Source organism: Arthrobacter sp. NPDC057013 (genome assembly GCF_042674585.1).
GTDB lineage: Bacteria > Actinomycetota > Actinomycetes > Actinomycetales > Micrococcaceae > Arthrobacter.
In genome coordinates this window covers 1-25,456 of record NZ_JBHUSE010000014.1, presented here as the reverse complement: position 1 = coordinate 25,456, position 25,456 = coordinate 1, and the positions used below count along the sequence as shown (strand labels likewise).

Here is a 25,456-nt window from a genome sequence, read left to right as displayed (position 1 = left end):
CTTTCCAAAACGGGCTTAGAGGTTCAAACACAACAAAATCCTGGTGGACGCAATGAGGCCAAACCGGTGAGCTCGTCGAGCTGCCCTAGGCCTCCGAGCGTTCCTGGGCTGTCCTGTTCCGCGGCATCGCATAGGCGCCTTGCCCAGACACGAAAGCACTGAGAAATGACCTTTGACAACGCTGAATCAATGACGATCAAGATCTGGGATCGTTCCGCAGTGGACCACACGCTGGAGTCGCTGGTGCACGATTTTTCGAGCCGGGCGAACGCCCACAAGAATGATGTGGCGGTTCACCTGACCGGCCCGAACACCTTCACGCTCAGCCTGAACACCGCGGGCCTCTAGCCAGCACCCGGAGAAAACGTAAGTGGACGACGGCGGGAACATCCCGCCGTCGTCCACTTGCGTTTGCTGGAAAAACCGCAGCCCGTCAGGCGCGGGCGGGTTCGGCCAGGATGGCGTCGATCTGTCCGGCAGCTTCCTTCATTCCCTCTTCCATGCCCATCTCCATCATCTGATTCATCTGCTCTTCGGACTCGAAGACGGAATGGACAGTCATCCGGGTCCGCCCGCCAAGGTCCTCCAGGGTGACTGTCTCGTGCGCGGCGCCCATCTCCCCCACCGGCGCGCCGTTGTCGTCAGCGAAGCCTTCATCGAACTCGAGACGGTGCGGCGCCTCGATGTATGTGATGCGCCACCAGCCGTATCCCTTCTCACCCGCCGGTCCGGTCATGTAATACGAAGCCGCGCCGCCGGGGGTGAATTCGTACTGGCTGAATGTCGCCGGCCAGGTGGGCGGGCCCCACCAGCGCTCAAGCTGCCGCGGGTCTTCCCAGATCTGCCAGACGCGTTTCACGTCGGCGTCGAACTCTGTCACGAGGACTAAGCTGAGCGCCTCGGGATTCTTGGTGGAACTGATGACCGTCATTGCCGGACCCTTCCTATTCTTCAGTGAGTTCTTCAGCGAGGATGTCTGTGATCCGGGCGACGCGATGCCGCCAGATCGCCTCGTACTCGTCAAGCAGCCGGCGGGCCTTCTCCAGGCCGTCATGATTGCCCCGCACGATCTGCTCCCTTCCGCGCTTCTCCTTGGTGACCAGGGAGGCGCGCTCCAACACCGCCACGTGTTTTTGAACAGCGGCAAAGCTCATGGCGTAGAGGGCCGCCAGGCCGGTCACCGAGTACTCACCCACCGTTACCCTGCGGATGATGTCCCGCCGGGTGGTGTCCGCGAACGCCTGGAAGAGGCGGTCGAGTTCGGCATCGCTAAGCTGATCTACAACCATTTGGTTGCAGGATATTGCGGTCCCGTAGGAGTGTCAATGGGTGACTCTGGGTCTAAGGCCTCCATCAGGCCCGCCGCAGCCCGGAGGCGTCCCCGCCGTAGTCCCGGCCGATCTGCCGGGCCGCCTCCTGCAGCCGCGGCACCACTGACTTTTCGATGTCCTCGGCAGATGACCGGTGCGTCTGCAGCGAAACATTGACGGCCGCCACCACCTCGTGGCCGCGGCGCACCGGCACCGCCACGCCGCGCAACCCCTCTTCCAGTTCCTGAGACACCATGGCCCACCCCCTGGACCTGGTCCGCTCAATTTCAGCCCGCAGCTGCTCCAGGCTGGCAACGGAGTGCTCGGTCAGTTTTTGCAGCCGCACGGTTTCGAAGTAGGCCTGCAGATCCGCCTCGGTCAGGGCCCCGAGCAGCACGCGCCCCATGGAGGTGGCCCACGCCGGGAACCTGGTGCCCACGGTGATGCTCACGCTGAGCAGCCGGGGCGAGGGCACGCAGGCGACGTACACGACGTCGGCGCCGTCGAGAATGCAGAGGGACGTGGTCTCGTTCAGCTCGGCAGCGAGCGTCTTCAGATGCCGGTCCGCGATGGCCGGAAGCTCGAGGTTGGCCAGGAAGGACCGCCCGATGTCCAGCGAGCGGGCGGTCAGCTCGAAGTGCGCCCCGTCTGCCCGCAGGTACCCGAGATCGGCCAGGGTGAGGAGGAACCGCCGGGCGGAAGCCCTGGTGGTGTCCGCCGCCGCAGCCACCTGCGACACCGTCAGCCTGGGAGTGTTCGGAGTGAAGGCCCGGAGCACGTCGAACGCCTTCTCGACCGATTTCACAAAGTAGGCCGGCTGTTCGTCCATGGGCTCCCTGCACCTCAAGCTGCGCGCTGTTCCTGACGTACCAAGAATACGGGCCGCCATCCGGCCGCGCGCGGGCAAACCAAAACGGATTGTGAGCCGCTTCACTCTGCGCTATCATTTTTCTAGTCGCATATCGCACGACTGTTCGCGATACGCACAATTCTAAAAATCCGGACCCCGTCTTTCAGTGCGGAAGGACCCCTGCAATGACCGATCTCGCCCCCAATGCCACCGCTGAGGCGAAGCAGTACCAGCTCAAGCGCGCCAAGAAGGCCGCCCTCGCCGCCTTCCTTGGCGGCGCGCTGGAGTACTACGACTTCTTCATCTATGCCACCGCGGCGTCCCTGGTCTTCTCCAAGATCTTCTTTCCGGCGGGCGACGCCACCGTCGCCCTCATCGCCTCGTTTGCCACCTTCGGCGTGGCCTACGTGGCCCGCCCCTTCGGCGCCGTCGTCTTCGGCCACCTTGGGGACAAGATCGGCCGCAAGAACACCCTCGTCCTGACCCTGGTGCTCATGGGATCGGCTACGTTCCTGATCGGCGCTCTGCCGGACTTCAACACCGCCGGCTACTGGGCGCCCGCCCTGCTGGTGCTCCTGCGCCTCATGCAGGGCCTCTCCGCCGGCGCGGAAACCGCAGGCGCCTCCGCCCTCTCCACTGAGGAGGCTCCCGAGGGCCGCCGCGGCTTCTTCGCCAGCTTCGCCATGAGCGGCATCTCCGCCGGCATCGTCCTGGCTTCGCTCGCCTTCCTCCCCGTGGCCGCCATGAGTGAGGGGGACCGCCTCACATGGGGCTGGCGCATCCCGTTCTGGCTGTCCCTCGTGGTGCTGGTGGTCGCCTACCTGGTCAGGCGTTCCCTCGAGGAGCCCGAGGTCTTCGAGGAAAAGCACGACCACGGCGAACTGGTGAAGCTCCCCTTCGCCAAGATGTTCAAGACCCACCCGGCGCAGTTCTTCCAGGTTGCCCTGATGTCCTTCGAGACTGTCACCAACACGTTCATGCAGTCGTTCGGCCTGGCCTATGCCGTCTCCGTCGGCGTCCCGGCGTCCACCATGCTGTGGGTAAGCATCCTGGGCAACGTCATCGCCATGTTCAGCCAGCCGCTGCTGGCCCATCTGTCTGACCGCTTCGGCCGGCGCCCGGTGTTCATCGCCGGCGTGCTGGGATCCGGGCTGATGATCTTCGTATACTTCTCCGTCATCTCCACCGGCAACATCCCCATGATCTTCCTCGCCAGCACCGTGATCACCGCCGGCACGTACTCCATGTCCAACGCGATCTACCCGGCCTGGTTCTCCGAGCTGTTCAACGTCAAGGTCCGCTACTCGGGCATGGCCATCGGCCTGCAGGTCGGCATCCTCTGCGCCGGCTTTACCCCGCTGCTGGGCACCGCGCTGGTGGGCGCCGACAAGGCCAACTGGGGCCCCGCCGCCTGGATCGTTGCGGCGTCATCCCTGCTGGCGGTGGCCGGCGCGTACTGGGCCCGCGAAACCCACAAGACCCCGCTGCGGCAGTTGGGCAACCCCGTCCGGTAACTTTTCGGCTGGAGTTTTCGTCCATTTGTCGCGACTTCCGAGGGCCTTAGCGCCTAATAGCTGTACAAAAACTCCAGACAGCTGAGCGCGAACCAGCAGATAATGCCCTCAATCCTCGGGTCCGATGGCATTATCTGCGATTTCGCGGTCCGAAACGACGGCAGGAGGACAGCATGGAGCTTCGGCAGATCGAGGCTTTCCTCGCCGTGGCGGAGGAACTGCACTTCGGCCGGGCAGCGCACCGCCTCCGCATGGCCCAATCGCCGCTGAGCCAGACCATCAGGAAGCTCGAGAAGGAGCTTGGCTCGGATCTGTTTGAGCGCAACACCCGCTCGGTGGCGCTGACGACGGCGGGTGTCGCCTTTCTTCCCCACGCCCGCCGGATCATCGACGAACTTGATCTCGCCCGCCGTTCCGCCGTCACCGAACCGGGCACGTTCTACGGCCGGCTCAGCATCGGCTTCTCCGGGGCGCTGAACCACCGGACCCTCCCCCCGTTGACCCGCGCGCTCCGGCACCGCTACCCGGCCCTCGACCTGACCCTCACCGGCGGGCTGCTGACCCGGGATGCCCTGCAGCAGCTCCGCAATGGTTCCCTGGACCTGGCCTTCGTCGGGCTGCCGCTGGATGCGGGCCTGCTGTCCACCCGCACCATCGCCCTGGAACAGCTGGGCGCCACCCTGCCGGTGGACCACCGGCTGGCCGAACGGCCGGCGGTCGGGCTCACCGAACTGTCCGACGACGGTTTTGTCACCATGCGTGCCGCCCAGGGATCCACCCTCCGCGAGGCCATCTTCGCGGCCTGCGCGGCTGCCGGGTTCCGGCCGAGGGTAGCCCAGGAGGTCACCGACCCCTACACGGCGCTGTCGCTGGTGGCCGGCGGCGTCGGGGTAAGCCTGATGCCCGCTTCCGTGGCCGGCATCATGCCCGGCGGAACGGTTTTCATCCCGCTGACCGGCACCGCGCCCCTGCTCGAGTCCGGCCTCGCCTGGAATCCGGCCGGCATCTCCCCCGCCCTGGCACTGGCCCTGGCCGTCGCCGGGGAGGTCCTCCCGACGCCGGCTGGTTGATCCGGTATCCGCTGACCCGGCACCCAGGCCGGCCAAGGCACCCGCCCCGGCCTCCCGCCGTCGTGCACTATGTGTTTTCTTTACATACTCATAGACCAAATAAGTGTTGGACGCGGCACAATCCCGGTGGCCACGATGGGAGGGAACATCCACCAACTCAACGATGAGGAAACACCCATGGGAACATTCGCTGTCACCTACGCCTACTCCGCCGCCAGCTCCGCGGGACGGGACGAACACCGCCCCCGCCACGTGGAGTTCCTGCAGGAGCTGTTCGACGACGGCACGCTGGTGAAGAGCGGTCCGTTCGGGCCCGGGGAGGAGCCGGGAGCGCTGCTGATCATCGAGGCGGATTCGAAGGCCGATGCCGAAAAACTCATGGACCAGGACCCCTTCTACCGCAACAGCCTCGTGGAGCAGCGCAGCATCCGGCAGTGGAACGTCTTCTTTGGTGCCGACGCAGCCGCCGGCACCGTCCGGAACTAGGAGCTCCCGATGCTGATCGCGCGCACCGCCGCCAAGGAGACCATCAGGTACGAGGACATTCCGGGGCCTGCCCTCGAGCCCGGCCACGCCCTGGTCCGCGTCCACAACGTCACCCTGTGCGGCACCGACCTGCACATCTGGGAGGACGACTATCCGGCCGGGCTCCCCGTCATCCAGGGACATGAATTCTCCGGCATCGTGGAGGCCATCGGAAGCAACGGCGCCGGCATCCGTGCCGGTGACCGCGTTGCGGTCAGCCCGATGCTCTACTGCGGGCAGTGCCGGCCGTGCCGCCTGGGCCGGTTCAACGTCTGCGAGAACATTGGCTGCATCGGCTGCTATTCGGACGGCGCGCTGGTGGAACTGATCAGCGTGCCGGTGGAGAAACTGTGCCCCGTGCCCGATGGCCTTGAGCTGGATCTGGCTGCCATGGCAGAACCGGCGTCCATCGCTATGCAGGCGGTGAACCGCGGCCGGCCGGTTTCCGGGGAAACGGCCCTAGTGCTCGGCAGCGGTCCGATCGGGCTGCTGGCCACGCTGTACCTGACGGATCTGGGCGTGAGGGTGGTCTGCGCCGACACCAAGCCGGACCGGCTGGAGCTGGCTTCTCTGTTCGGGGCAGTGGACACGCTGCGGCTCTCTCCTGGCGCGGAGTTTCCCGGCGCGGACCAGGCCGTCAGGCTGGCTGCGCTAACTGAATCGTCCGGGCCGGAACTGGTCATCGAAGCCACGGGTGTTCCATCCTCGCTGGAGAACGCCGTGCGCCTGGTGGCGAGCGCCGGGCGAATCGTTCAGGTGGGCATCTCCGCGCGGACCGCGTCTGTTCCGATGAACACGGTCCCGTTCAAGGAGATCGACCTACTGGGCAGCCGGAACAGCCTGAACCTCATCCCGGCAGGGCTGGAACTGCTGGCCCGGCACCGGGCCCAGGCCCGCGCGCTGATGACGCACCGCGTCCGCTTCGAGGACCTGCAGCAGGCCTTCGAACTGATGCGCAGCCGCACCGAGCCGGTGGGCAAGATTGTGGTGGACATGTCGGCCGCGCAGTCCGTCCGCCCGGCGGGAACTGCCGCGCTAACGGGAGCGACGGCGTGAGCGGAAGCGACGGCGTGAACGCGGCGGCGAGCCCGCTGCTTACCCCGGCCGGGAACATCTCGGGCACCTACGACGTGGTGGTCGCAGGCAGCGGCGCGGCCGGCCTTGTCGCGGCGATACGGGCGGCCGACGCCGGGCTCCGGGTACTCGTGGCCGAGAAGGCGCCGCTGCTCGGCGGCACCACGGCCGCAGGAGGCGGCGTGATGTGGGCGCCCAACAACCACCTCGCCCGGCAGGCCGGTTATCGGGACACCCATGAGGACGGAATCGCGTACCTCACCGAGGCCGCCGGGCACGCAATGACCCCGGCGGAGGTGGAGTGGTACGTCAGCACTGCTCCGCGCGCCGTCGCCTATCTCGACGCCGAAACCCGGCTTTCCCTGACGCCGATCGCCCGCCCGGACTACCACATGGAATGGCAAGGCGCGGCCGACGGCGGACGCGGCCTGGACAACGATGCCTTCGACCCGTCCGAGTTTCCGGGCCTCGCGGAGGCGATCCGGCCGTCGTCGTACTTTCCCCTGCTGACCATGACCGAGCGCGACCGGCTGAACGGCCGGGCGCCGGATCCTGGACTGCTGGCCCGGCGGTCCGCCACGGGCGTGCGGACCATGGGCGGTGCGCTGGCGGGGTCGTTGCTGGCGAGCGCGCTGGACCGCGGCGTGGAGATCGCAGTCTCGGCGCCGGTCGAGGATCTGGCGCGCGACGGGGACAAGTGGACCGTAGCCATCGGCGGCGCCGCATCCGGCAGGACCGTGTCAGCCGCCGCCGTCGTCCTCGCCTCCGGCGGCTTTGAATGGAATCCGCGGCTTCGGCAGGCATTCCTGCCGTTTCGGGTGACGCCCATCAGCGCCCCGTCCAACGAGGGCGACGGCCTGGAGCTGGGGCTGAAGGCCGGCGCCGCGGTGGCAGACATGACCGCCATCTGGGGAGTTCCGGTGATTTCGGAGACCACCCACGAGTACGACGGCGTGCGCTCCGGCCGGATGGGGAACGTGGAGATGACCCTGCCTGGCTCCATCACCGTGAACTCTGCCGGGAAGCGGTTCGTGAATGAGGCGCTCAACTATCACGACGCTTGCCGCGTGTTCGCCTCCGTTGACCCGCTCACCGGCGGCCAGCAGAACAACCCCGCATGGCTCGTCTTCGACGCGGCATACCTGGCGAAGTACCCGGTGGCCGGCTCGCCCGCGGGCTCTCCGGCGGAGTGGATGACGGCCGCGGATTCGCTGGAGGAACTGGCCGGCGAGGTGGGGATAGATCCCGCCGGGCTGGCCGCCACGGTGGACCGGTTCAATGCGGGAGCCCTGAAGGGGGCGGACCCGGACTTCCACCGCGGCGCGACGCCGCAGGACCGCTTCCTCGGCGACGCCGCCAACACGCCCAATCCGTGCCTGGCCCCGCTCAATTCGGCCCCGTTTTACGCGGTCCGGATTTCCGCCGGAGTGCTGGGAACTTCCGGCGGCCTGGACACCGACTTCCATGGCCGCGTCCTGGACCGTCACCGGCAGCCGATTCCGGGACTGTACGCCGCGGGCAACGTCTCCGCGGGCGTCTTCCGCAACAACTACCCCGGCGGTGGAGCAACCCTCGGCTCGGCCATCACCCGTGCCTTCGCAGTAGGCGAGCACCTCGCAACGAACCCCTAAGCCGCCTACTGATGGAGTTTTTGTCCATTTGCCGCGACTTCGGAGGCGTTTAGCGGCCATTATCTGGACAAAAACTCCAGACCATCTGTACGTCCGCCCAGCCCTGTGATGCAACTCATGGAAAACTCTTGACAATCTTGTACAAGTCTTTCCATACTTGAGGAGAAGGGTTTCAACGAAGTTACTGGAGGACCGATGGCGGCAAAACTTACGGACGTCGCAAAGCTCGCAGGCGTCTCGCTCGCCACGGCGTCACGCGCGTTCGGTGACCCCGGCAGGCTCGCCGCCGAGACGCGGCAGAAGGTCATGGACGCCGCAGCCCAGCTCGGATACGACGTCCCGGGCCTCAACGGCAGCCGCACGTTCGGCGTCGTCGTCCCGGACATTTCCAACGCCGTGTTTGCCGCTCTCATCAAGGCCATCCAGGACCAGGCCTGGCACGGCCGCCACCGGATGGTCCTGGCCGACACCGGCGAGTCCTCCGCCCGCGAACGCGACCACCTCGCCGCCTTCGCCACGGGGGTGGATGGCATCATCCTCTGCTCCCCGCGCCTGCCGTCGGAGCAGATCCACAACCTGGCCGGCAACGCGCCGCTCGTCGTGATCAACGGCGAGGCGGACCATGCGGCCCGCGTGCTGATGGAGGCCGGCGAGGGAATCCGCCAGGCCGTCGAGCACCTCCACGCCCTCGGCCACCGCAAGCTCGCCTACATCCCCGGTCCGGCCTCCTCCTGGGCCAACGGCCAGCGACTCGAGGCCATCACCCGTCTCTGCGGTGAGTGGGGCATCGAACTGGTCACCGTGGGCAACCAGAACGCCACGGTCGACGGCGGCCTGGCCGCCGCCGCCTCGGTGGTCGCCAGCGGCGCCACCGCCGTCATCGCCTACAACGACCTCGTCGCCATCGGCATGCTCGCCGGCGCCCGGACGCTCGGCTACCACTGCCCCGAGGACATCAGCGTGGTGGGCATCGACGACCTCGACATCGCCGCGGCCGCAGAACCCGGCCTTACCTCTGTGCGGGTCCCCATCAGCCGCAGCGGCTCCCTCGCCCTCGAACTCCTCCTCGAACAGATCGCCGGCAAGCCCACCGCCACCGAGGCGGTCCACCTCAACTCGCAGCTCATCGTGCGCGGCTCCACCTTCGCCTCTCGCACCGCCAGCCAGACCCTCCAGGGAAAGTAACCATGAGAATCGTCATCGCAGACGCCAACCTGATGCCCCAGCGCGCCACCTTCGAGGCGGCACTGCCGGAAGGCACCGTCACCTCCTGGCACGACAGCTGGAACGAACACTCAGTCCTGACCGACCTCAAGGACGCCGACGTCTACGTCGGACCGAAGTTCACCGCCGCCATGGGCGCCGAAGCACGGAACCTCCGGCTGGTGCACGTGGCCGGCGCCGGCTACGACGGCATCGACGCGGACGCCCTTCCCGCCGGGGCCGTCTGCGCCAACACCTTCCACCATGAGGGCTCCATCGCCGAGCACATCGCCACCGTGCTCGTGGCGCTGCGCCGCAACCTGCTTGGCCAGGACGCCGCCCTGCGCACCGGCGTCTGGTCCTCCTCGGTCTACTCCCCAGACATCCGCCAGCCGGAAACGCTGCGCGGCGCGGTGCTGACCTTCCTCGGCTTCGGCCACATCGGCAGCGCCGCCTGGAACCTTCTGAGGGCCTTCGGCGCGGAAGGCATTGCCATCACCCGGAGCGGATCCGTCAAGGCTGACGAGCACGGCCTGCGCTGGACCGGCACCACGGACCGCCTCGGCGAAGCCCTCAGTGAATCCGACGTGCTGGTGGTCAGCATCCCGCTCGACGCCGGAACCACCTCCCTGATCGGCGCGGCTGAACTGGACGACCTCGGCCCCGACGGGCAGATCGTCAACGTGGCCCGCGGCCCCGTCGTCGATGAAACGGCACTCTACGACGCACTCCGCGAGCGCCGGATCGCCGGCGCCGCCATCGACGTCTGGTACCAGTACCCGGGCCCCGACGGCCGCGGCGAACCCTCCGCCCTGCCGTTCGGCCGGCTCGACAACGTCATCATGACCCCGCACTCCTCCGGCGTCACCGCCGAAACCTTCCGCGGCCGTGCCCGCGAGATCGCCGAAAACATCACCCGCCTGTCCGCGAACCAGCCACTGAAGAATGTAGTGATTTCCCGATGACCCGAAAAATCGTCGACGTCGACGTCCTCGTCACCAGCCCCAGCCGCAACTTCGTCACCCTGAAGATCACCACCGACGACGGGATCGTCGGCTGGGGCGACGCCACCCTCAACGGCCGCGAACTCTCCGTGGCCAGCTACCTCCGCGACCACCTCGCCCCCGCCCTGCTCGGCCGGGACGCCGACCGGATCGAGGACACATGGCAGTACTTCTACAAGGGCGCCTACTGGCGGCGCGGGCCGGTGACCATGGCCGCCATCGGCGCCATCGACCTGGCCCTGTGGGACATCAAGGGCAAGGCACTCGACGTTCCCGTCTACCAACTGCTGGGCGGCGCCGCGCGGGACAGGATCCTCACCTACACCCACGCCACCGGCTGGGACCTGCCCGAGCTGCTCGACTCCGTGGACCGCCGCCGCGAGCAGGGTTTCCGTGCTGTCCGCGCCCAGTCCGGGGTTCCGGGCCTGGACAAGGTCTACGGCGTCACGAAGGGTGCCGCCAGCTACGAGCCGGCCGGCCGTGGCGCGGGTCCTGTCGAAGAGGACTGGGACACCTCCGCCTACCTCCGCCATGCCCCGAAGGTCCTCGCCGCGGTGCGCGAGCATGTGGGCCCGGACCTCAAGCTCCTGCACGACGTCCACCACCGGCTCAACCCCACTGAAGCCGCCCGGCTGGCCAGGTCCCTCGAGGACGTGGACCTGTTCTGGCTGGAGGACGTCACGCCGGCGGAGAACCAGCGGCTGCTGCGCACCCTGCGCCAGCAGACCACGGTCCCGCTGGCCATCGGGGAGGTCTTCAACACCGTCTGGGACTGCGAGCACCTCATCACCGAACGCCTCATCGACTTCATCCGCACCGCCGTCGTCCATGCCGGGGGCATCTCCCACGTCCGCAAGATCCTCGCACTGGCGGAGGTTTACCAGATCAAGGGCGCGCCGCACGGCCCCTCCGACGTCTCGCCGATCAACCTCTCCGCCTCGCTCCACCTGGGCCTGGCCACCAGCAACTTCGCCATCCAGGAATACATGGGCTACGACCCCCTGGTGTCCGCGGTCTTCCGGTCCAGCTTCCGCTTCGAGGACGGCTACCTCCACCCCGGCGATGAGCCCGGCCTCGGCGTGCACGTGGACGAGGAAGCGGCCGCGCGGTTCCCGTACAAACAGGCCTACCTGCCCATCGCCCGCGAGCTCGACGGCTCCATGAAGGACTGGTAACCCATGACCTCCACTCCCCCGCTGTCCGCGGCCATCCCCGGCATCCTGCGCCGGGCTGCGGCACCGGCCGCCGGCATCGTCCACCTGGGCCTCGGCAACTTCCACCGCGCCCACCAGGCCGCGTACACCGACGCCGCCGTCGCCGCGAACGGCGGCGACTGGGGCATCATCGGCGTCGCCAGCCGCTCCGCCACCATCCCGGACGCGATGCACGCCCAGGACATGCTCTACACCGTGGTGGAAATTTCGCCCGAGGGCTCAAAGTTCTCCGTCCCGCGGGTCCACACGGACGCCTTCACCGCGGCCGCCGATCCGGGCCGCGTGGTCAGGGCCATCGCCGACGCCGGCATACGCATCGTGTCCCTGACTGTCACCGAGAATGGCTACAACTACACCCCCGCCACCGGCTCCCTCAACCTGCAGGACCCGGCCATCCGGCACGACCTCGCCCACCCCCGCACGCCGCAGACTCCGATCGGGCAGATCGTCCGCGGCCTGCAACACCGCTCCCGAAGCCACGGCGAACCGGTGACCATCCTCAGCTGCGACAACCTCGCCGACAACGGCCACCACACGCAGCGGCTGGTCCGCGAATTCGCTTCCCTGCTCCCGCCCGCCGAAGCCGCCGAGGCCTTGGCCTTCATCGACGCGCGCACCAGCTTTCCCTCCTCCATGGTGGACCGGATTGTGCCGGCCACCACCGACCACTACCGCAGCCTCGTCGCATCCCAGCGCGGGTACAGCGACCGGATCCCGGTCCCGGCCGAGCCGTTCACCATGTGGATCGTCGAGGACAACTTCGTCGCCGGGCGCCCCGCCTGGGAAGCCGGCGGCGCCGTGTTCTCCGACGAGGTGGCCGGGTACGAGCAGCTGAAAGTCCGCCTGCTCAACGGCACCCACTCCCTCATCGCCTACCTCGGAGCCCTCACCGGCGCCGACACGATCCCCGGCTCCATCTCACGCCCAAACATCGAACTCGCCGCCCGGTCCGTGCTGCGCAACGAGTACCTGCCCAGCGTCTCGGTACCGTCGGGGGTGGACGTGGACGCCTACGAGGAACAACTCTTCTCCCGCTGGCGCAACACGGCCCTCGGCCACCGCACCAGCCAGGTGGGCTCCGACGGGTCCGTCAAACTCCGCCAGCGGATCCCGCTGCCGGCGCTGCAGATGCTCGACGACGGCCGGACGCCACAGCTGCTGGCCCTCACCACCGCCGCGTATCTCGCATGCATCGCCCCGCTGCCCGGGTTCGACCCCGGCCCCCAGGCCCACGCTATGGAGGACCCCGCCCGCGGTCTGCTGGCCGGGCTGGCCGCAGCATCCCGCTCGGGCCAAGACCTCGCCCGCAAGGTCCTCGGCGACCACCACCTCCTCGGCGATGAACTCGCCGAACGCCACGAGTTCATCGCCCGCACCGGCGAGTTCATCGACATCATCCACTCGGCAGGACCGCTGGCCGCCATCGCGGAAGCCAACACCTCCCTGACACACGCCCCGTCCCTCCAAACCACACGGAGCACGCCATGACCACCCAAGCCATCCCCGCACCAAATACCGCCGGGCTACCCACCGGCACCCAGGCCGCGGTGCTGCACGGCGCCCGCGACCTGCGCATCGAGCACAGGCCGCTGCCCGCCCTCGGACCGCAGGATCTGCTGGTCGAGATGCGGTCCGGCGGGATCTGCGGCTCCGACATGCACTACTTCGCCGACAGCCGCAACGGCACCAACGTGCTGCGCCAGCCCACCGTCCTGGGCCACGAAGGCGCCGGCGTCGTCATCGCCGCCGGACCGGCCGCAAAAGTCGCCGCGGGCACCGCCGTCGTCATTGAACCGGCCCTGCCCTGCCGGGAGTGCCCCACGTGCCTATCCGGGCGCTACAACCTCTGCCCGGCCGGAACTTGCTTCGGATCCCCGCCCACCGACGGGCTGTTCGCCCGCCACGTCGTGGTGCCCGAGACCGCAGTCCACCAACTGCCGGACACCATCCCGGCCGAAATCGGGGCGGCCATCGAGCCGCTGGCGGTCGCCGTCTGGGCCGTGGAACGGGCACAGGTCCGGAAGGGCCACCGGGTGCTGATCACCGGTGCCGGGCCCATTGGCCTGCTGGTGGCCCAGGTCGCAGCAGCCAAAGGCGCCGCCGAAATCGTGGTGACTGACGTGAACGACAGCCGCCTCGCCGTCGCCGCCAAGTTCGGCGCCACCTGCACTATCAACACCGCAGCCACGCCGCTGGACCTGGCCGGCATGGACCGGCTCATCGAATGCTCCGGCAACACGAAGGCCCTCGCAGACGGCATCCAGACCCTGGCGCCGGCAACCCGCGCCACCGTCGTCGGCCAGGCCAAGCCCACCGTGGACGGCATCCCCCTCGGCTTTCTCCAGCGCTACGAGATCGACCTCGTCACCGCGTTCCGCTACGCCAACGCGTTCCCGACGGCGATCGAGCTCGCCTCCACCGGCGTCGTTGACCTCCCGTCCATCATCACCAGCACCTTCCCGCTCGAAGACGCCGCGGCCGCCCTCACGGCACCCATGACCGACCCCACCAACCTCAAAGTACTCATCACCTACACCCCAACCGCCCCCTAGCCTCGCAAGCTCGGCCTGGGAACCCGGCGGTCGTGGCCCCAGGCCCAGCCACCGCGTGACATCCATTCAAAGGAGTTTGGAAATGACCACAGCAGCGCACCTCCCCCCGGGGGACGTCGACCAGAGCAAAGTCCGGAAGGCCGCCGTCGCCGGCCTCATCGGCACCACCCTCGAGCTGTACGACTTCGTCATCTACGGCACCGCCTCGGCGCTCGTCTTCAGCAAACTATTCTTCCCCAATGTCTCCCCCGCAGCTGCGCTGATCGCCAGCTTCACCACCTTCGCCGTCGGTTTCCTGTTCCGCCCGCTCGGCGGCGTCTTCTTCTCCCACTTCGGTGACCGCCTCGGCCGGAAGTGGATCCTCGTGGTCACCCTGCTCCTGATGGGCGGCGCCACGCTGGCCATCGGCCTGCTGCCCACCTTCGACCAGATCGGCTTGTTCGCCCCGGTCCTGCTGTGCGTGTGCCGCGCCGCCCAGGGCTTCGGCGCCGGCGCGGAACAGTCCGGCGGCGCCACGCTGCTCACCGAATCCGCAGCCCCCGGCACCCGCGGCAAGCTGGCCTCGCTGATCATGGTCGGCGCCGCCGCCGGCACCGCGCTCGGCGCCCTGGTGTGGATCGCCGCCCAGTCCCTGGCTCCGAACGACATGCTCACCTGGGGCTGGCGTCTGGTCTTCCTCTCCAGCATTTTCGTCACCGTCGCCGCCCTGATCATCCGGCGCAAGCTCGATGAATCCCCCGTCTTTGAAGAGATCAAGCAGGCCCGCACCGAGCCGCCCGCACCGCTCAGAGAGGTCGCCAAGTTCGGCAAGGCCAACGTCCTGCGCGTCATCCTGATGAACTTCGGCGTCAGCACGCAGTCCTACACCATCCAGGTCTTCATGGCCTCATACCTGATCACCGTCGTCGGTACCGATCCCAAGTTCATCCCGCCAGTGCTGCTCATCGGTGCGCTTTGCGGCGGCGTCGCCGCCGTGTCCTTCGGGATCCTGTCCGACAAAGTCGGCCGGCGGCGCGTCGTCTCGCTCATCACCGGTGCGCTGATCCTCTTCCCGGCACCCGCTTTCATGCTCCTGACCACGGGCTCCCCCGTCGCCATCGTGCTGGTGATCATCGTGGGCTTCATGCTGGCCTGCCAGGGTGTGGTGGGTGTGCACATGAGCTACTTCCCCGAGATCTTCGGCAGCCGCTACCGCTACGCCGGCGTCACCCTGGGCCGCGAGTTCTCCTCCATCATCGGCGGCGGCATCGCCCCGATGGTCTGCGCCGGACTGCTGGGCCTCTTCAGCAACTCCTGGATCCCGGTGGCCATCTACATGTCACTCACTATGCTTGTCAGCTTCATTGCCACGCGGCTCTCCCCGGAAACCGTCAACCGCGACCTGACCGACCCCGAGGACGCCCGCCCCGCCGGCGGCGTGGTCGCCAACCCTTCGGTGGCGGCTGAGCTGGCCGCCGCCCGCACCGCCAAGTAAGCCCGGCCCCGTCCAATGTGCCAGTGCACGACGGCGGCGCGCACCGCCGTCGTGCACTGGCAGTGCCGCTTCGCAGCACCTCCACCGCAAGCCCGCCAACTCCAAAGGAATCCCATGCTCCGCCTCGAAACCCCCGGCACGGCGTCCCGGCCGGCACCCTCCGCAGTCCTCCGCGAGACCCGGGCCGTGGCCGTCCTCCGGGCCAGGCACGCCTCGGACTACCCGCCGGTCATCGAGGCTCTCCAGCGTGGCGGTGTGCTCAGCATCGAGCTCACGCTCAGCACGCCCGGTGTCTGGGAGGAGCTTCCCCTCCTCCGCGAGCGGTTCGGGGACTCCCTCGAGATCGGCATCGGAACGGTCACCGAAGCAGCCGAAGCCGAGAGGGCCCTCGACCTGGGTGCGGCGTACATCGTCACCCCCGTCACGGACCCCGGCGTCATCGAAACGTGCGTCCGCCGGGGTGTTCCGGTCTACCCGGGCGGCCTGACCCCCACGGAACTGCACGCCGGCTGGAAACGGGGCGCCACTGCCGTCAAGATTTTCCCGGCGTCCACGGTCGGCGCCGGCTACGTTTCACAGCTGCGCGGCCCGTTCCCGGACATCGAGGTGATCCCGTCCGGCGGCGTCAACATCGAGGACGTGCCGGCCTGGATCAGGGCCGGTGCCCTTGCCGTCAGCCTTGGCGGGCCGCTCCTGGGCGACGCCTTCAAGGGTGGCGACCTGCAGGACCTCACGGCCAGGGCCCGGCGGGTCCGCGAGCTGATCGACCGGACCACGGAGCAACCGGGGGCCGCCAAGTGAGCCCGGACAACCCAGTGAACCCGGCACCGTACGTCCTCACGTTCGGTGAGACCATGGCGCTGATGCGCGCCGACCAGGTAGGCCCGCTCGCGCACGCCTCCACCATGAGCCTGGGCATCGGGGGCTCCGAGTCAAACGTGGCCATCGGCCTGCGTCGCCTCGGTGTGCAAGCTGTTTGGTGCGGGCGCGTGGGGGCGGACTCCCTGGGACAGCTCGTTGAGCGCGAGATCCGGGCTGAGGGTGTGGACGTCCGTGTCGCCGTCGACCCTTCCGCCCCCACCGGCCTGATGATCAAGGAGCGCCGGACCCCGGACGCGCAGCGCGTCAGCTATTACCGTGCGGGGAGCGCGGGTTCGCGGATTGCGCCGGCCGACATCGACGACTCGCTAATTGCCGGAGCCGGGCTGCTGCACGTCAGCGGCATCACGCCTGCGCTGTCAGCTCAGGCGGAGGCGACGCTGCGGCATGCCCTAGGCGTGGCACGGGCTGCCGGCGTTCGGGTGTCGTTCGACCTAAACTTCCGCGGCAACCTCTGGTCCGCCGAGGGGGCCGGCAGCGTTTACCGTGACATCATTCCGCTCGCGGACATCGTGTTCGCCGGCGAGGACGAGGCAGCGATCGCCGTCGGTCCCGGTGAGCCGGAGGCGCTGGCCCGTCGGATCGCTGAGCACGGGCCGGGCCAGGCCGTGATCAAGCTCGGTGCGAACGGTGCACTCGCGCTGGTTGACGGTTTCTTGTTCCGGCAGGCGGCAGTGCCCGTTTCTGCGGTGGACACGGTCGGCGCCGGCGACGCCTTCGTGGCGGGCTACCTGGCCGAACTCATGGAAGGCCGCGGGCCGGCCGAGCGCCTCCGCACCGCCGCCGCAACCGGCGCCTTCGCCTGCCTGGTCCCCGGCGACTGGGAAGGCTTCCCCCGCCGCCACGAACTGGCACTCCTGGTAGCAAAGGAGCCAGTCTCCCGCTGAGCCGGAATTCCGTTTTCCGGAGACGCCTCCCTGGAACCTGATCTTTCCTCGAACCCGATGACAGGAGTTTTTGTCCATTTGTCGCGACTTCAAGGCCGGCAAAGTCATATGGTCGTAGCAACGCTCTGATCGATGGAGCGTGTGATGCCCAAGTTGTTTCCTGTCGATGCCCGTGGTGATTTCCTCGATTTGGTGTGCTCCGGCCTGTCGGTCAGCGCTGCTGTCCGGCGTGTCGGAGCGTCCCGCGGTACCGGGAAGAAGTGGTGGGCCCAGTCTGGTCAGATGACGTTGAATCTGGGGGTCACTGGTGGTCTGGCGGATCCTGCCCCGTCCGCGGAGGGCCCGGGCGGGCGGGCGCTGAGCGCGACGGAGCGGGGCATGATTCAGATGGGCAGGCGATTCGGCATGAGTTACGCCAAGATCGGCGAAGCGATCGGGCGGGACAAGTCGGTGGTCTGGCGGGAGGTGAAGCGCAACGCCGGCGAAGACGGGGAGTACTACGCCTCCGTCGCGCACGCGAAAGCGCACCAGGCCAGGCGCCGGCCCAAGACGTTCAAGCTGGCCGAGGACGAGGATCTCTGCCGCCTGATCACCGTCTGGATGGACGACGGGTGGAGCCCCAAACTGATCTCGGCGATGTTGGCGTTTTACTTCGGCGATGACCAGACTATGCAGGTGAGCCACGAGACGATCTACCAGGCGCTGTACGTCCAGACCCGCGGGCAACTGCGGGCAGACCTGGCCGAAAAGCTCAGCCTCAAACGAAAACAACGCGTTCCGCACACCTCGGACCGGGCCAAAAGCAGCCCCTACAAGGACGCCTTCACGATCAGTCAGCGCCCGGCCGAGGTCCAGGACCGGGCCGTCCCGGGCCATTGGGAATCTCAATGTTTCGGTCAAGCTGCTTGAGCGAAAATTCTTGGCATTGGTTCCTGGTAGAGGGTGTGGTCGCGGAGCATGGCCCAGAGGACGTTGATGCGGCGGCGGGCGAGGGCGATGAGGGCCTGCTTATGCGACTTTCCCTCGCTGCGTTTCCGGTCGTAGTAGATTCGCGAGGCTGGGCTGTTCTTTAGGCTGGAGAGGGCGGCGAGGTAGCAGGTTCGCAGGAGTCTGCGGTTGAAGCGACGTGGTCGGTGCAGGTTCCCGCTGATTCGTCCGGAGTCACGTGGGACCGGCGCCAGGCCCGCGACGCTGGCGAGCCGGTCGACTGAGTCGAACGCGTCCAGGTTGCCGCCAATGTTCGCGAGGAAAGTCGCCGCAAGGACGGGTCCGAAACCGGGCATGCTCAGCAGAACATTGGCGCTGTCGTGTTGCCGGAACAAGTCGGTGATCTGGGTATCGACGTCGTCGATCTCTGCATCGAGAGTCTTGATTTGCTCGGTCAGCCGGACGACCAGGGCAGAGCCTGTGGTCTGCGTTGGCAGGACTGTGTGTTGGGAGTTCGCGGCTATCAGGGCTTTCTCGGCCATCTTGGCGCTGTTCCGGCAGCCGTGTTTCTTCAGCCAGCTGCTGAGCCGGGTCAGTCCTATCCGCCGGATGCTCTCGGGGGTTTGGTAGCGACCGAGAAGGATGAGGGGCGCTTTCTTTGAGTAATCGAACGCCCGCTCGAGTGCCGGGAAGTACTCCAGCAAGGTGGCACGGAGCCGGTTGATTGTCCTGACCCGGTCGGAGATCAGATCGGTGCGGCGGGCGGTCAGGAGCCGCAGGTCCACGCTGATCTGGTCTCCGGCCCGGACGGGCTGCAGATCAGTGCGCATCCGCGCCTGGTCCGCGATGATCCTGGCGTCCTTCGCGTCGGTCTTGCCATCTCCGCGGTACGTGGCTGCGGCGTGATGCACGATCCGTCCAGGGATATAGAGCAGCTTCTGTGCGTGGACTCCCAGCAGCTCAATCAACAGCGCGGCGCCGCCGGCGTTCAGGTCCGTCGCCCAACAGACATCGCCGCCGGCCGCGATCTCGACGACCTTTGCGATCAGCTCGAGGAGAACGCCCTCGTCGTTTTCAACTCGCATCGAGAGCAGGACCGTCCCGGCCTGATCGATGACCACGCAATGATGAGCCCGCTTGCCCGAGTCGATTCCCACCCAAACCGCCGGCATGCTTTTCCCCCTTCGATCAGCTTCAGTTTTCGTGGCCCTGTCGATAACTACGCCGGCACGTCCTTACCCAACGATCAATGTCGTAATTCTCAATCAGCGGTCGAGTCATCGGCGGGCAGCGGGCGGCCATTCCCAGTGAGCCGTCCAAGCGGCTAGGAGACCTGTGCCATACCCGCCACCCGAGGGTGATCGAAACACTACGACAGCTTCGAAATCACCCACAACAACACCGTAAGGAAGGGGACCTGATCATCGGCTGCGACGGGACCGCGATCGGCACCCTCGTGGAACGCTCAACCCGGTTCACGATCCTGCTGCACCTGCCCGGGGACCACACCGCCGACACCGTCGCTGCGGCGATGATCCGGGAGATGGGCAAGCTCCCGGACCACCTGCGGCGGTCGATCACCTGGGACCGCGGCACCGAACTTGCCGAGTACGGCCGGATCCAAACAGCCCTCGACGCAACCCTTTACTTCTGCGACCCGCACTCACCTTGGCAGCGCGGCACCAACGAAAACACCAACCGGCTCCTGAGATTCTGGTTCGAAAAAGGATCCGACCTCTCCGCCCACACACCCGATGACCTCAACCGCATCGCAGCCAAACTCAACCGCCGACCCCGACCGACCCTGAACCTCGATACCCCAGCCAACCGGCTCAACCAGCTGCTACAAGCGGCATAAACCCCCGCGTTGCACCGACCAGTTGATTTTGCCGCCGCCAGCGACGATTATCTAGACAAAAACTCCGAGCAAACGCAAGAAGGACGACGGCGGAACCATCCGCCGTCGTCCTTCTTGCGTTTAGCGTCGCGCCCTGCGTTACCCCTTATGACTCCAGGTAGCTACGAACGCTGCTTCGCAAAATGTCTGCATGCTCGTAGATCTCGTCCAGGGAGTTGATTGGGATACGCGTCTCGGTCTTGCTTTCATCAAACACACCCAAATACTTCTGGACGCGGTTGAAATGCAACCTGGCGATTGGCTTCCGGTTGTTGTCATCGAGCAGAACCGCAAAGTAGGACTTCGCGTCGCGCTGCACGACCCTCGCAGGTTTGACATCACCGCACACAATCGCCCGGACGATATGGAATCCCTCCAGCTCTTCCAGCGTGGTTTCGATCCCGGTCTCCATCAGGTCGTCCTCCGCCGACTTCTCGCTGGTGACAGTAGCCGCAATCTCAGGGTCACTTGCCATCGGGAAGTTTGGAGCCCCTAAGGCAGTCTTCAACCGTTCGTTGACTTGATCATTGAGGAACTGCTTAGTCGCCTTCGTGACCAGGCCCGTGAACTGCTCCCTGACCTTCTGTGTGTACGGTCCCTCATAGACCTTTGCCGTCAGGAACTTGATCCAGTCATCCTCAGGCTGCTTGAACTCGGACGCGATGACTCGCTTGATTGCCCCGATGTATTTCAGTTCACCCGCGGCGCTGATGATCGATTCAAGGTCAAACACGTCCTTGGACAGCTTCATCAACTCGGGAATGAGGGTCTCGTCAACCTCATTGAGGTCCAGGACGAGGAACGGCTTTGCGTCCATGCGGTTGGGCGCATCCAGGTCAGTAAAAAACTGATACACCTCGCCATTGGTCAGAATGGCGATACGGGCATTCGTGACCGCGAAGTAGCGGAAGAGTTGGGAGGCGTGCTCAATCCGCAAGGGCTCTTTGGATTTCTTGCACTCGATGAGGATCTGCACTGTCCCGCCATGCATGACGGCATAATCGATCTTTTCGCCCTTTTTCACGCCGACGTCAGCTGTAAATTCCGGCACGACCTCCAAGGGATTGAAAACGTCGTAACCAAGAATCGTCGAGATGAACGGCATCACGAATGCGTTCTTCGTTGCCTCCTCCGTCTCGATCTGTGACCTCTGCTGTCGCACTTTTGCTGCCAGCGCGGTTAATCGTTCAGCAAACTCCATTGTCCCCTCCAGGATCACTTCCATAAGTCCAGCAAAAGAGCATGGCATATGCGTAAAAGCTATGTGCTATTGCAACGGGCAGCAAGATACAAGCCACCGGATGAATCCGGGCTTGTGAACGCCTAGTTTCCCGAACCGGAGGCAGCCGAAATAATAATCAGGAGGAAGACCAGTATCGAGAACACCCCCGCAATCGTGTCAATCCAGCCGAGAACTTTGCCCAAGGTCGCGGAGTGGTGCAAGGCTTCCGCTTTCCGCGCGTTGGAAATTGCCAGCGGTCCGAACACGATGCCGAGGAAGAAGAATCCGATGACACCGAAGATGACGGACTTTTCCTTGAATTTGCTGCCGTGGAAGAACTCAAGGGAGTTATTCTGCTGCACATTCGGATAGTTCGGATACTGGTACGGCTGGTTGCTGGGGTAAGACATGTGAGCCTTTCGCGAAGCGGGCGGTTATCTTGTTGCGGGAGCGACCGCCCCAGCATGCATTGCCGGCCGTCGATTCCCCAGGTGAAAAGTACCTTGAACGAGTGGCTCAAAGGGGCCTTTCAGCCAATCCTGCGGAAATCCTCCCCATAATCTGTGAAGACGTTGAGGGTGGCTCCCAATATTTGGACACAAGCCACAGAAGAGAACGACGACGGGAGGTCGCGCCGTCGATGGCTAAATGAGGGAGTTTTTGTCCACGTATCGCGACTTCGGGTGCCTGCAGCGGCCATTATCTGGACAAAAACTCTAAGTGGGAGCGGGCGGACTCATCTGGCAAGCTGGGCCGCTCCGAAGGACACGCTGAACTGGACGCACCACAGATCCACGGACTTGTATCCGGCGAGGTCAACGCCATCGGGGATCGCGTACACCTGGTTGCCTTGGTTCCCCTTGATCATGCCGAGGTCAAAGTGCTCGGCGGAACCCGCCGTGAACCATCCGGCCGTTCCCTCGACCACGTCCGCGGCACTGAGCCAGACGTGCACATCCGGGCCATTGGAGGTGTCGAGATTCTCCAGCGTCAGAACGCGTTTGCCACCGGGCTGCTCTATGATCCGGACGGTTCCTGCCGTAGCGTGTTCGTGGCTGATGAGCGTACCCTCCGTAAGTTGCACCGGACCCGCAGGCGCAGCAGAGGGTTTCCCGGTTGCGGTGGCTGGCGCCCGCGACGCCGAAGCCACGGCTGTGGGCAGCTGCTCGTCCACCCGCACATCCACAAACAGAAGCCACGGCTTGAACAGCACGAGTCCCAGCACCAGCACGACGCCGCCCACAGCGGCGGTGATCAGCCAGCGGCGCTTCCGGTTGCGGGCCTGCATGCTGCAAATCTACACCCGATCGAAATCAGCGAGTTTTTGTCCACGTATCGCGACTTGAGGGGTATTTAGCGGCCATTATCTGGACAAAAACTCGGAAGGGAAGAGGGGGTTAGCCAACGCGGGGCATCGGCTCGCCCGCGGTCAGGGCTGCGGCCATCCGCGCGGCGGCCTGGGCGGAAGCGGGGAGCTTCGCCGGGTGGGACTTCAGCCAGGCCGGGATCTGTTCGGCAGGAAGCGGCTTGCTCCAGAGGTACCCCTGGGCGAGGCGCACACCCAGCCGGCGGAGTTCGCTCAGCTGCACGGCGGTCTCCACGCCTTCGGCCACCACGTCCAGCCGCAGGCTCTCCGCCATGCCGAGGACCAGCTCGATGATCGTGGCCCCGTGCGGGTCGGTTCCCAGCTCCTCGACGAAGGTGCGGTCGATCTTGAGAGTGCGGGCCGAGAGCCACTTGAGGTAGCTGAGCGATGAGTAGCCGGTGCCGAAGTCGTCGATGGACAGGCCCACTGCCAGGCGGGCCAGCCGCTGCAGCGTTTCCTTGGGCAGGTCCGGCTGGTCCATGAGCACGGTTTCGGTGATTTCCAGGTGGACCGCCGCGGGGTCGATGCCGGTGTCGCGGATGGCCGCCTCCACGACGTCGGGAAAGTCGCTGGCCACGAGCTGGCGGCCGGAGATGTTGACAGCAGCCGTGAAGTTTTCCGCCCCCGGGACCTGCGTGCGCCACTGCTGCACCTGGCGCAGTGCCTCCCGGAGCACCCAGGTGCCGATCGGCAGGATCAGGCCCGTTTCCTCGGCAATCGGGATGAAGGCGTCGGGCATGATCGGACCGTGCTCGTGGTGGTGCCATCGCAGCAGCGCCTCGAAGCCCACGGCACCCTCGGTGGAAAGGTCAATGATCGGCTGGTAGTTCAGCGTCAGCTCATTGCGCTCCAGCGCCAGCCGCAGGTCGGATTCGAGGTCCAGGCGCCCGGTGGCCCGTCCTGTCATGCGCACGTCATAGATCGCGGACGAATCCCCGCCGGCAGATTTGGCCCGGTACATGGCGGCATCGGCACCCTGCAGCATCGATTCCGCGGTGTCCTCACCCTCGGCCAACGCGATGCCCACGCTGACGTTGAGGTAGATCTGGCGGCCGTCCACGTCGAACGGCTTCCTGGTCGCCGCCCGGATCCGTTCGGCGACGGCCTGCGCCCCGCGCATCTGCAGGTTCTCGCAGATCACCACGAATTCGTCGCCGCCAAACCGGCCCACGGTGTCGGAGCCCCTGACGGAGGCCTTCAGCCGTTCCCCCAGCTGCACCAGAATCTTGTCGCCGGCACTGTGGCCTATACCGTCATTGATCAGCTTGAACCGGTCGACGTCGACGAACATCACCACCGGGCGGGCGGCCCGGTCCAGAAACGCCTGCAGGACCTCGGTGACCATGTATCTGTTCGGCAGGCCGGTCAGGGCGTCATGGCGGGCCTGCCACTCCAGGATCTGTTCCGCGTTCTTCCGGTCGGTGATGTCCAGGACGGTATCGAGGAACCGAATGGGCTTGCCGTCGGCGCTCTTCATGCTCCTGATGCGTGAGTGCAGCCACCGCTGCTCGCCGGTGGGCCGGATGATCCGGTATTCGAAGTCGGCGAAGGCAAGCCCCTGGTCCAGGCTCGCCCACACGCCGCGGACACGGTCCCGGTCCTCGGGGTGCGTCCGCGCCAGGATGGTTTCCCTGTCCTTCGGGCCGTCCGCGGGCATTCCCAGGATCCGGTCGAATTCCTCCGAATGCCACGTCTCGCCGGTGGCCACCGTATGCTCGACGCTTCCGACGTGGGCCATCTCCTGGGCTGCAAGCAGGCGTTCGCGTTCCGCTTCGGCCGCGGCTTTCAGCCGCCGGATCTCCGTGATGTCCCTGGCAATGGCCGACGCACCCACCCGGATGCCGTCTTGGTCATAGACGGGGGACACAGTCAGTTCGACGTCGATCACCGACCCGTCCTTGCAGCGCCACCGGGCTTCCACACCGGTAACGAACGCTCCGCTCCCCGGCTGGGAGGTGACGTCCGTGCCAAAGTAGGCGCCGTCGTCGGCGGTCACCAGCCCGTGGCTGTGTCCCACGGCCTCCCAGGAGCTCCAGCCGAGCATCCTCGCCGCCCCCGCGTTCCAGCTGGTGATCTTGCCGGTGAGGTCAGCGCCGATGATGGCATCGCCGGAGGATTCGACCATGGCCGAGAGCCGGCGCAGGATGGCCTCGGTGTGCTTGCGGTCTGTGATGTCCTTTGAAATCGCGACGACTGCCACGGGCACGGTATGCCGGCCCCTGATCCGGCTGACTGTCACGTGGACCGGAAACTCCCGGCCGGTGCTGTGGCGAACCCACAGCTCACCGGCCCAGTCCCCGCCACGGGCGATTCGGTGTGCAATTTCCAGGTCCGTGGCAGCCTGGCCCCGCTCCTTGGCGCCGTCCACAATGCCGAGGTCGCTGATCCTCAGCCCCAGCGCCTTGTCCGGGCCCAGTCCGTACAGGCGCTCCGACGCGCGGTTCCAGTACGTGATGCGCCAGTCGCCGTCCATGCCGATGACCGACTGGCCGATCTCGTCAAGCAACAGCGATTGCATGACTAAATCGTCGCGATGTTCCCCAGCCATAACCCCTCCGACAGGTGCTCCCCCAACTGGCAGCACACTAAGACGTGGACCCGTTTGCTTAGGGAACCGTGCACGAAGTAAATCAGCAGGACGGGGTTCCTGCAAGGCTTTCCGCTACGTGGCGGCGTCCGCCTCCGCGAAACGGATCATGCGGAGCCCATCGCGGACCGCACCGGAAGGTCAGTGGTCACCGCACCATTCCTGCTGTCCACAGTGATCGCCGAGTTCGCCCTCGGGCTGTGGCACCAAGGCTCTGCGGCTAGCCAATAACGCACAAAAGGAAGCGGACGACGGCGGGACCTCCCGCCG

23 protein-coding genes and 1 pseudogene are annotated in these 25,456 nt (G+C 66.3%); 16 read left to right on the top strand and 8 right to left on the bottom strand.

From position 1 onward, the window contains the following. Window positions 1–165: 165 nt before the first annotated feature. Window positions 166–348, top strand: a complete 183-nt coding sequence (locus tag ACFTSA_RS16720) for a hypothetical protein (protein WP_331575490.1) — start codon at window positions 166–168, stop codon at window positions 346–348. A gap of 85 nt (window positions 349–433) precedes the next feature. Here the strand turns inward: ACFTSA_RS16720 and ACFTSA_RS16715 are convergent, their stop codons facing one another. The 3 genes from ACFTSA_RS16715 to ACFTSA_RS16705 form a co-directional block, all read right to left on the bottom strand. Then, window positions 434–931, bottom strand: coding sequence for an SRPBCC domain-containing protein (locus ACFTSA_RS16715; protein WP_377952699.1), 498 nt, complete (start codon window positions 929–931; stop codon window positions 434–436). A gap of 13 nt (window positions 932–944) precedes the next feature. Next, window positions 945–1,289 (bottom strand): ArsR/SmtB family transcription factor, encoded by a 345-nt coding sequence (locus tag ACFTSA_RS16710; RefSeq protein WP_377952698.1) that lies wholly within the window; start codon window positions 1,287–1,289, stop codon window positions 945–947. Window positions 1,290–1,353: 64 nt separating this feature from the next. Further along, entirely contained in the window at window positions 1,354–2,139 is a 786-nt protein-coding gene (locus ACFTSA_RS16705; RefSeq protein WP_377952697.1) for an IclR family transcriptional regulator C-terminal domain-containing protein, read from the bottom strand. A gap of 206 nt (window positions 2,140–2,345) precedes the next feature. Here ACFTSA_RS16705 and ACFTSA_RS16700 point away from each other — a divergent pair, with 206 nt between their 5' ends. The 14 genes from ACFTSA_RS16700 (at window position 2,346) to ACFTSA_RS16635 (ending at window position 18,096) form a co-directional block, all read left to right on the top strand. Continuing rightward, the gene (locus ACFTSA_RS16700; protein WP_377952696.1) at window positions 2,346–3,674 is read left to right on the top strand and encodes an MFS transporter; all 1,329 of its coding nucleotides are present in this window, start codon (window positions 2,346–2,348) and stop codon (window positions 3,672–3,674) included. A 173-nt stretch (window positions 3,675–3,847) separates the two neighbouring features. Further along, the gene (locus ACFTSA_RS16695) at window positions 3,848–4,744 is read left to right on the top strand and encodes a LysR family transcriptional regulator (RefSeq protein ID WP_377952695.1); all 897 of its coding nucleotides are present in this window, start codon (window positions 3,848–3,850) and stop codon (window positions 4,742–4,744) included. Between the two features lie 177 nt (window positions 4,745–4,921). Next, entirely contained in the window at window positions 4,922–5,230 is a 309-nt protein-coding gene (locus ACFTSA_RS16690; protein ID WP_377952694.1) for a YciI family protein, read from the top strand. A gap of 9 nt (window positions 5,231–5,239) precedes the next feature. Beyond that, a complete protein-coding gene (locus tag ACFTSA_RS16685; RefSeq protein ID WP_377952693.1) occupies window positions 5,240–6,325 on the top strand; it encodes an alcohol dehydrogenase catalytic domain-containing protein in 1,086 nt (361 codons plus the stop codon). Further along, the gene (locus ACFTSA_RS16680) at window positions 6,322–7,974 is read left to right on the top strand and encodes an FAD-dependent oxidoreductase (RefSeq protein ID WP_377952692.1); all 1,653 of its coding nucleotides are present in this window, start codon (window positions 6,322–6,324) and stop codon (window positions 7,972–7,974) included. Before ACFTSA_RS16685 ends, ACFTSA_RS16680 begins: the two co-directional genes overlap by 4 nt. A 195-nt stretch (window positions 7,975–8,169) precedes the next feature. After that, on the top strand, window positions 8,170–9,159 hold the full coding sequence (locus tag ACFTSA_RS16675) for a LacI family DNA-binding transcriptional regulator (RefSeq protein WP_377952691.1): 990 nt from the start codon (window positions 8,170–8,172) through the stop codon (window positions 9,157–9,159). Between the two features lie 2 nt (window positions 9,160–9,161). Continuing rightward, on the top strand, window positions 9,162–10,142 hold the full coding sequence (locus tag ACFTSA_RS16670; protein WP_377952690.1) for a 2-hydroxyacid dehydrogenase: 981 nt from the start codon (window positions 9,162–9,164) through the stop codon (window positions 10,140–10,142). Then, a complete protein-coding gene (gene manD / locus ACFTSA_RS16665) occupies window positions 10,139–11,356 on the top strand; it encodes a D-mannonate dehydratase ManD (RefSeq protein WP_377952689.1) in 1,218 nt (405 codons plus the stop codon). Before ACFTSA_RS16670 ends, manD begins: the two co-directional genes overlap by 4 nt. A gap of 3 nt (window positions 11,357–11,359) precedes the next feature. After that, a complete protein-coding gene (locus ACFTSA_RS16660; RefSeq protein WP_377952688.1) occupies window positions 11,360–12,883 on the top strand; it encodes a mannitol dehydrogenase family protein in 1,524 nt (507 codons plus the stop codon). After that, window positions 12,880–13,947 carry an alcohol dehydrogenase catalytic domain-containing protein gene (locus ACFTSA_RS16655; RefSeq protein WP_377952687.1) on the top strand — a complete coding sequence of 356 codons (1,068 nt, stop codon included), beginning with the start codon at window positions 12,880–12,882 and terminating at the stop codon, window positions 13,945–13,947. Before ACFTSA_RS16660 ends, ACFTSA_RS16655 begins: the two co-directional genes overlap by 4 nt. An 82-nt stretch (window positions 13,948–14,029) precedes the next feature. Continuing rightward, complete coding sequence (locus tag ACFTSA_RS16650; protein ID WP_377952686.1) at window positions 14,030–15,421, top strand: MFS transporter; 1,392 nt, start codon at window positions 14,030–14,032, stop codon at window positions 15,419–15,421. Window positions 15,422–15,535: 114 nt separating this feature from the next. Continuing rightward, window positions 15,536–16,222, top strand: a complete 687-nt coding sequence (locus ACFTSA_RS16645) for a bifunctional 4-hydroxy-2-oxoglutarate aldolase/2-dehydro-3-deoxy-phosphogluconate aldolase (protein WP_377952685.1) — start codon at window positions 15,536–15,538, stop codon at window positions 16,220–16,222. Window positions 16,223–16,236: 14 nt separating this feature from the next. Next, on the top strand, window positions 16,237–17,187 hold the full coding sequence (locus ACFTSA_RS16640; RefSeq protein WP_377952684.1) for a sugar kinase: 951 nt from the start codon (window positions 16,237–16,239) through the stop codon (window positions 17,185–17,187). 144 nt (window positions 17,188–17,331) lie between these two features. Beyond that, window positions 17,332–18,096: an IS30 family transposase gene (locus ACFTSA_RS16635; RefSeq protein ID WP_377952683.1), complete on the top strand. Its 765-nt coding sequence runs from the start codon at window positions 17,332–17,334 to the stop codon at window positions 18,094–18,096. Here ACFTSA_RS16635 and ACFTSA_RS16630 read toward each other — a convergent pair. Next, complete coding sequence (locus tag ACFTSA_RS16630) at window positions 18,084–19,286, bottom strand: IS110 family transposase (protein WP_377952682.1); 1,203 nt, start codon at window positions 19,284–19,286, stop codon at window positions 18,084–18,086. The genes ACFTSA_RS16635 and ACFTSA_RS16630 overlap by 13 nt on opposite strands. A 236-nt stretch (window positions 19,287–19,522) precedes the next feature. Here ACFTSA_RS16630 and ACFTSA_RS16625 point away from each other — a divergent pair. Beyond that, window positions 19,523–19,972, top strand: a pseudogene (locus tag ACFTSA_RS16625) (IS30 family transposase); the annotation flags it as partial. 145 nt (window positions 19,973–20,117) lie between these two features. Here ACFTSA_RS16625 and ACFTSA_RS16620 read toward each other — a convergent pair. The 4 genes from ACFTSA_RS16620 to ACFTSA_RS16605 all read right to left on the bottom strand — a co-directional run bounded on the left by ACFTSA_RS16620 (window position 20,118) and on the right by ACFTSA_RS16605 (window position 25,117). Beyond that, the gene (locus ACFTSA_RS16620; RefSeq protein ID WP_377922966.1) at window positions 20,118–21,212 is read right to left on the bottom strand and encodes a type I restriction endonuclease; all 1,095 of its coding nucleotides are present in this window, start codon (window positions 21,210–21,212) and stop codon (window positions 20,118–20,120) included. 122 nt (window positions 21,213–21,334) lie between these two features. After that, the gene (locus tag ACFTSA_RS16615) at window positions 21,335–21,643 is read right to left on the bottom strand and encodes a hypothetical protein (protein ID WP_377952681.1); all 309 of its coding nucleotides are present in this window, start codon (window positions 21,641–21,643) and stop codon (window positions 21,335–21,337) included. A gap of 326 nt (window positions 21,644–21,969) precedes the next feature. After that, a complete protein-coding gene (locus ACFTSA_RS16610; RefSeq protein ID WP_377952680.1) occupies window positions 21,970–22,521 on the bottom strand; it encodes a DM13 domain-containing protein in 552 nt (183 codons plus the stop codon). 109 nt (window positions 22,522–22,630) lie between these two features. Next, window positions 22,631–25,117: an EAL domain-containing protein gene (locus ACFTSA_RS16605; RefSeq protein ID WP_377952678.1), complete on the bottom strand. Its 2,487-nt coding sequence runs from the start codon at window positions 25,115–25,117 to the stop codon at window positions 22,631–22,633. Between the last annotated feature and the right edge of the window lie 339 nt (window positions 25,118–25,456).

Coding starts and splice junctions, on each gene's coding strand:
- ACFTSA_RS16720 (WP_331575490.1), top strand. CDS start 166: ATGACCTTTGACAACGCTGAATCAATGACGATCAAGATCTGGGATCGT.
- ACFTSA_RS16715 (WP_377952699.1), bottom strand. CDS start 931: ATGACGGTCATCAGTTCCACCAAGAATCCCGAGGCGCTCAGCTTAGTC.
- ACFTSA_RS16710 (WP_377952698.1), bottom strand. CDS start 1,289: ATGGTTGTAGATCAGCTTAGCGATGCCGAACTCGACCGCCTCTTCCAG.
- ACFTSA_RS16705 (WP_377952697.1), bottom strand. CDS start 2,139: ATGGACGAACAGCCGGCCTACTTTGTGAAATCGGTCGAGAAGGCGTTC.
- ACFTSA_RS16700 (WP_377952696.1), top strand. CDS start 2,346: ATGACCGATCTCGCCCCCAATGCCACCGCTGAGGCGAAGCAGTACCAG.
- ACFTSA_RS16695 (WP_377952695.1), top strand. CDS start 3,848: ATGGAGCTTCGGCAGATCGAGGCTTTCCTCGCCGTGGCGGAGGAACTG.
- ACFTSA_RS16690 (WP_377952694.1), top strand. CDS start 4,922: ATGGGAACATTCGCTGTCACCTACGCCTACTCCGCCGCCAGCTCCGCG.
- ACFTSA_RS16685 (WP_377952693.1), top strand. CDS start 5,240: ATGCTGATCGCGCGCACCGCCGCCAAGGAGACCATCAGGTACGAGGAC.
- ACFTSA_RS16675 (WP_377952691.1), top strand. CDS start 8,170: ATGGCGGCAAAACTTACGGACGTCGCAAAGCTCGCAGGCGTCTCGCTC.
- ACFTSA_RS16670 (WP_377952690.1), top strand. CDS start 9,162: ATGAGAATCGTCATCGCAGACGCCAACCTGATGCCCCAGCGCGCCACC.
- manD (WP_377952689.1), top strand. CDS start 10,139: ATGACCCGAAAAATCGTCGACGTCGACGTCCTCGTCACCAGCCCCAGC.
- ACFTSA_RS16660 (WP_377952688.1), top strand. CDS start 11,360: ATGACCTCCACTCCCCCGCTGTCCGCGGCCATCCCCGGCATCCTGCGC.
- ACFTSA_RS16655 (WP_377952687.1), top strand. CDS start 12,880: ATGACCACCCAAGCCATCCCCGCACCAAATACCGCCGGGCTACCCACC.
- ACFTSA_RS16650 (WP_377952686.1), top strand. CDS start 14,030: ATGACCACAGCAGCGCACCTCCCCCCGGGGGACGTCGACCAGAGCAAA.
- ACFTSA_RS16645 (WP_377952685.1), top strand. CDS start 15,536: ATGCTCCGCCTCGAAACCCCCGGCACGGCGTCCCGGCCGGCACCCTCC.
- ACFTSA_RS16635 (WP_377952683.1), top strand. CDS start 17,332: ATGCCCAAGTTGTTTCCTGTCGATGCCCGTGGTGATTTCCTCGATTTG.
- ACFTSA_RS16630 (WP_377952682.1), bottom strand. CDS start 19,286: ATGCCGGCGGTTTGGGTGGGAATCGACTCGGGCAAGCGGGCTCATCAT.
- ACFTSA_RS16620 (WP_377922966.1), bottom strand. CDS start 21,212: ATGGAGTTTGCTGAACGATTAACCGCGCTGGCAGCAAAAGTGCGACAG.
- ACFTSA_RS16615 (WP_377952681.1), bottom strand. CDS start 21,643: ATGTCTTACCCCAGCAACCAGCCGTACCAGTATCCGAACTATCCGAAT.
- ACFTSA_RS16610 (WP_377952680.1), bottom strand. CDS start 22,521: ATGCAGGCCCGCAACCGGAAGCGCCGCTGGCTGATCACCGCCGCTGTG.
- ACFTSA_RS16605 (WP_377952678.1), bottom strand. CDS start 25,117: ATGCAATCGCTGTTGCTTGACGAGATCGGCCAGTCGGTCATCGGCATG.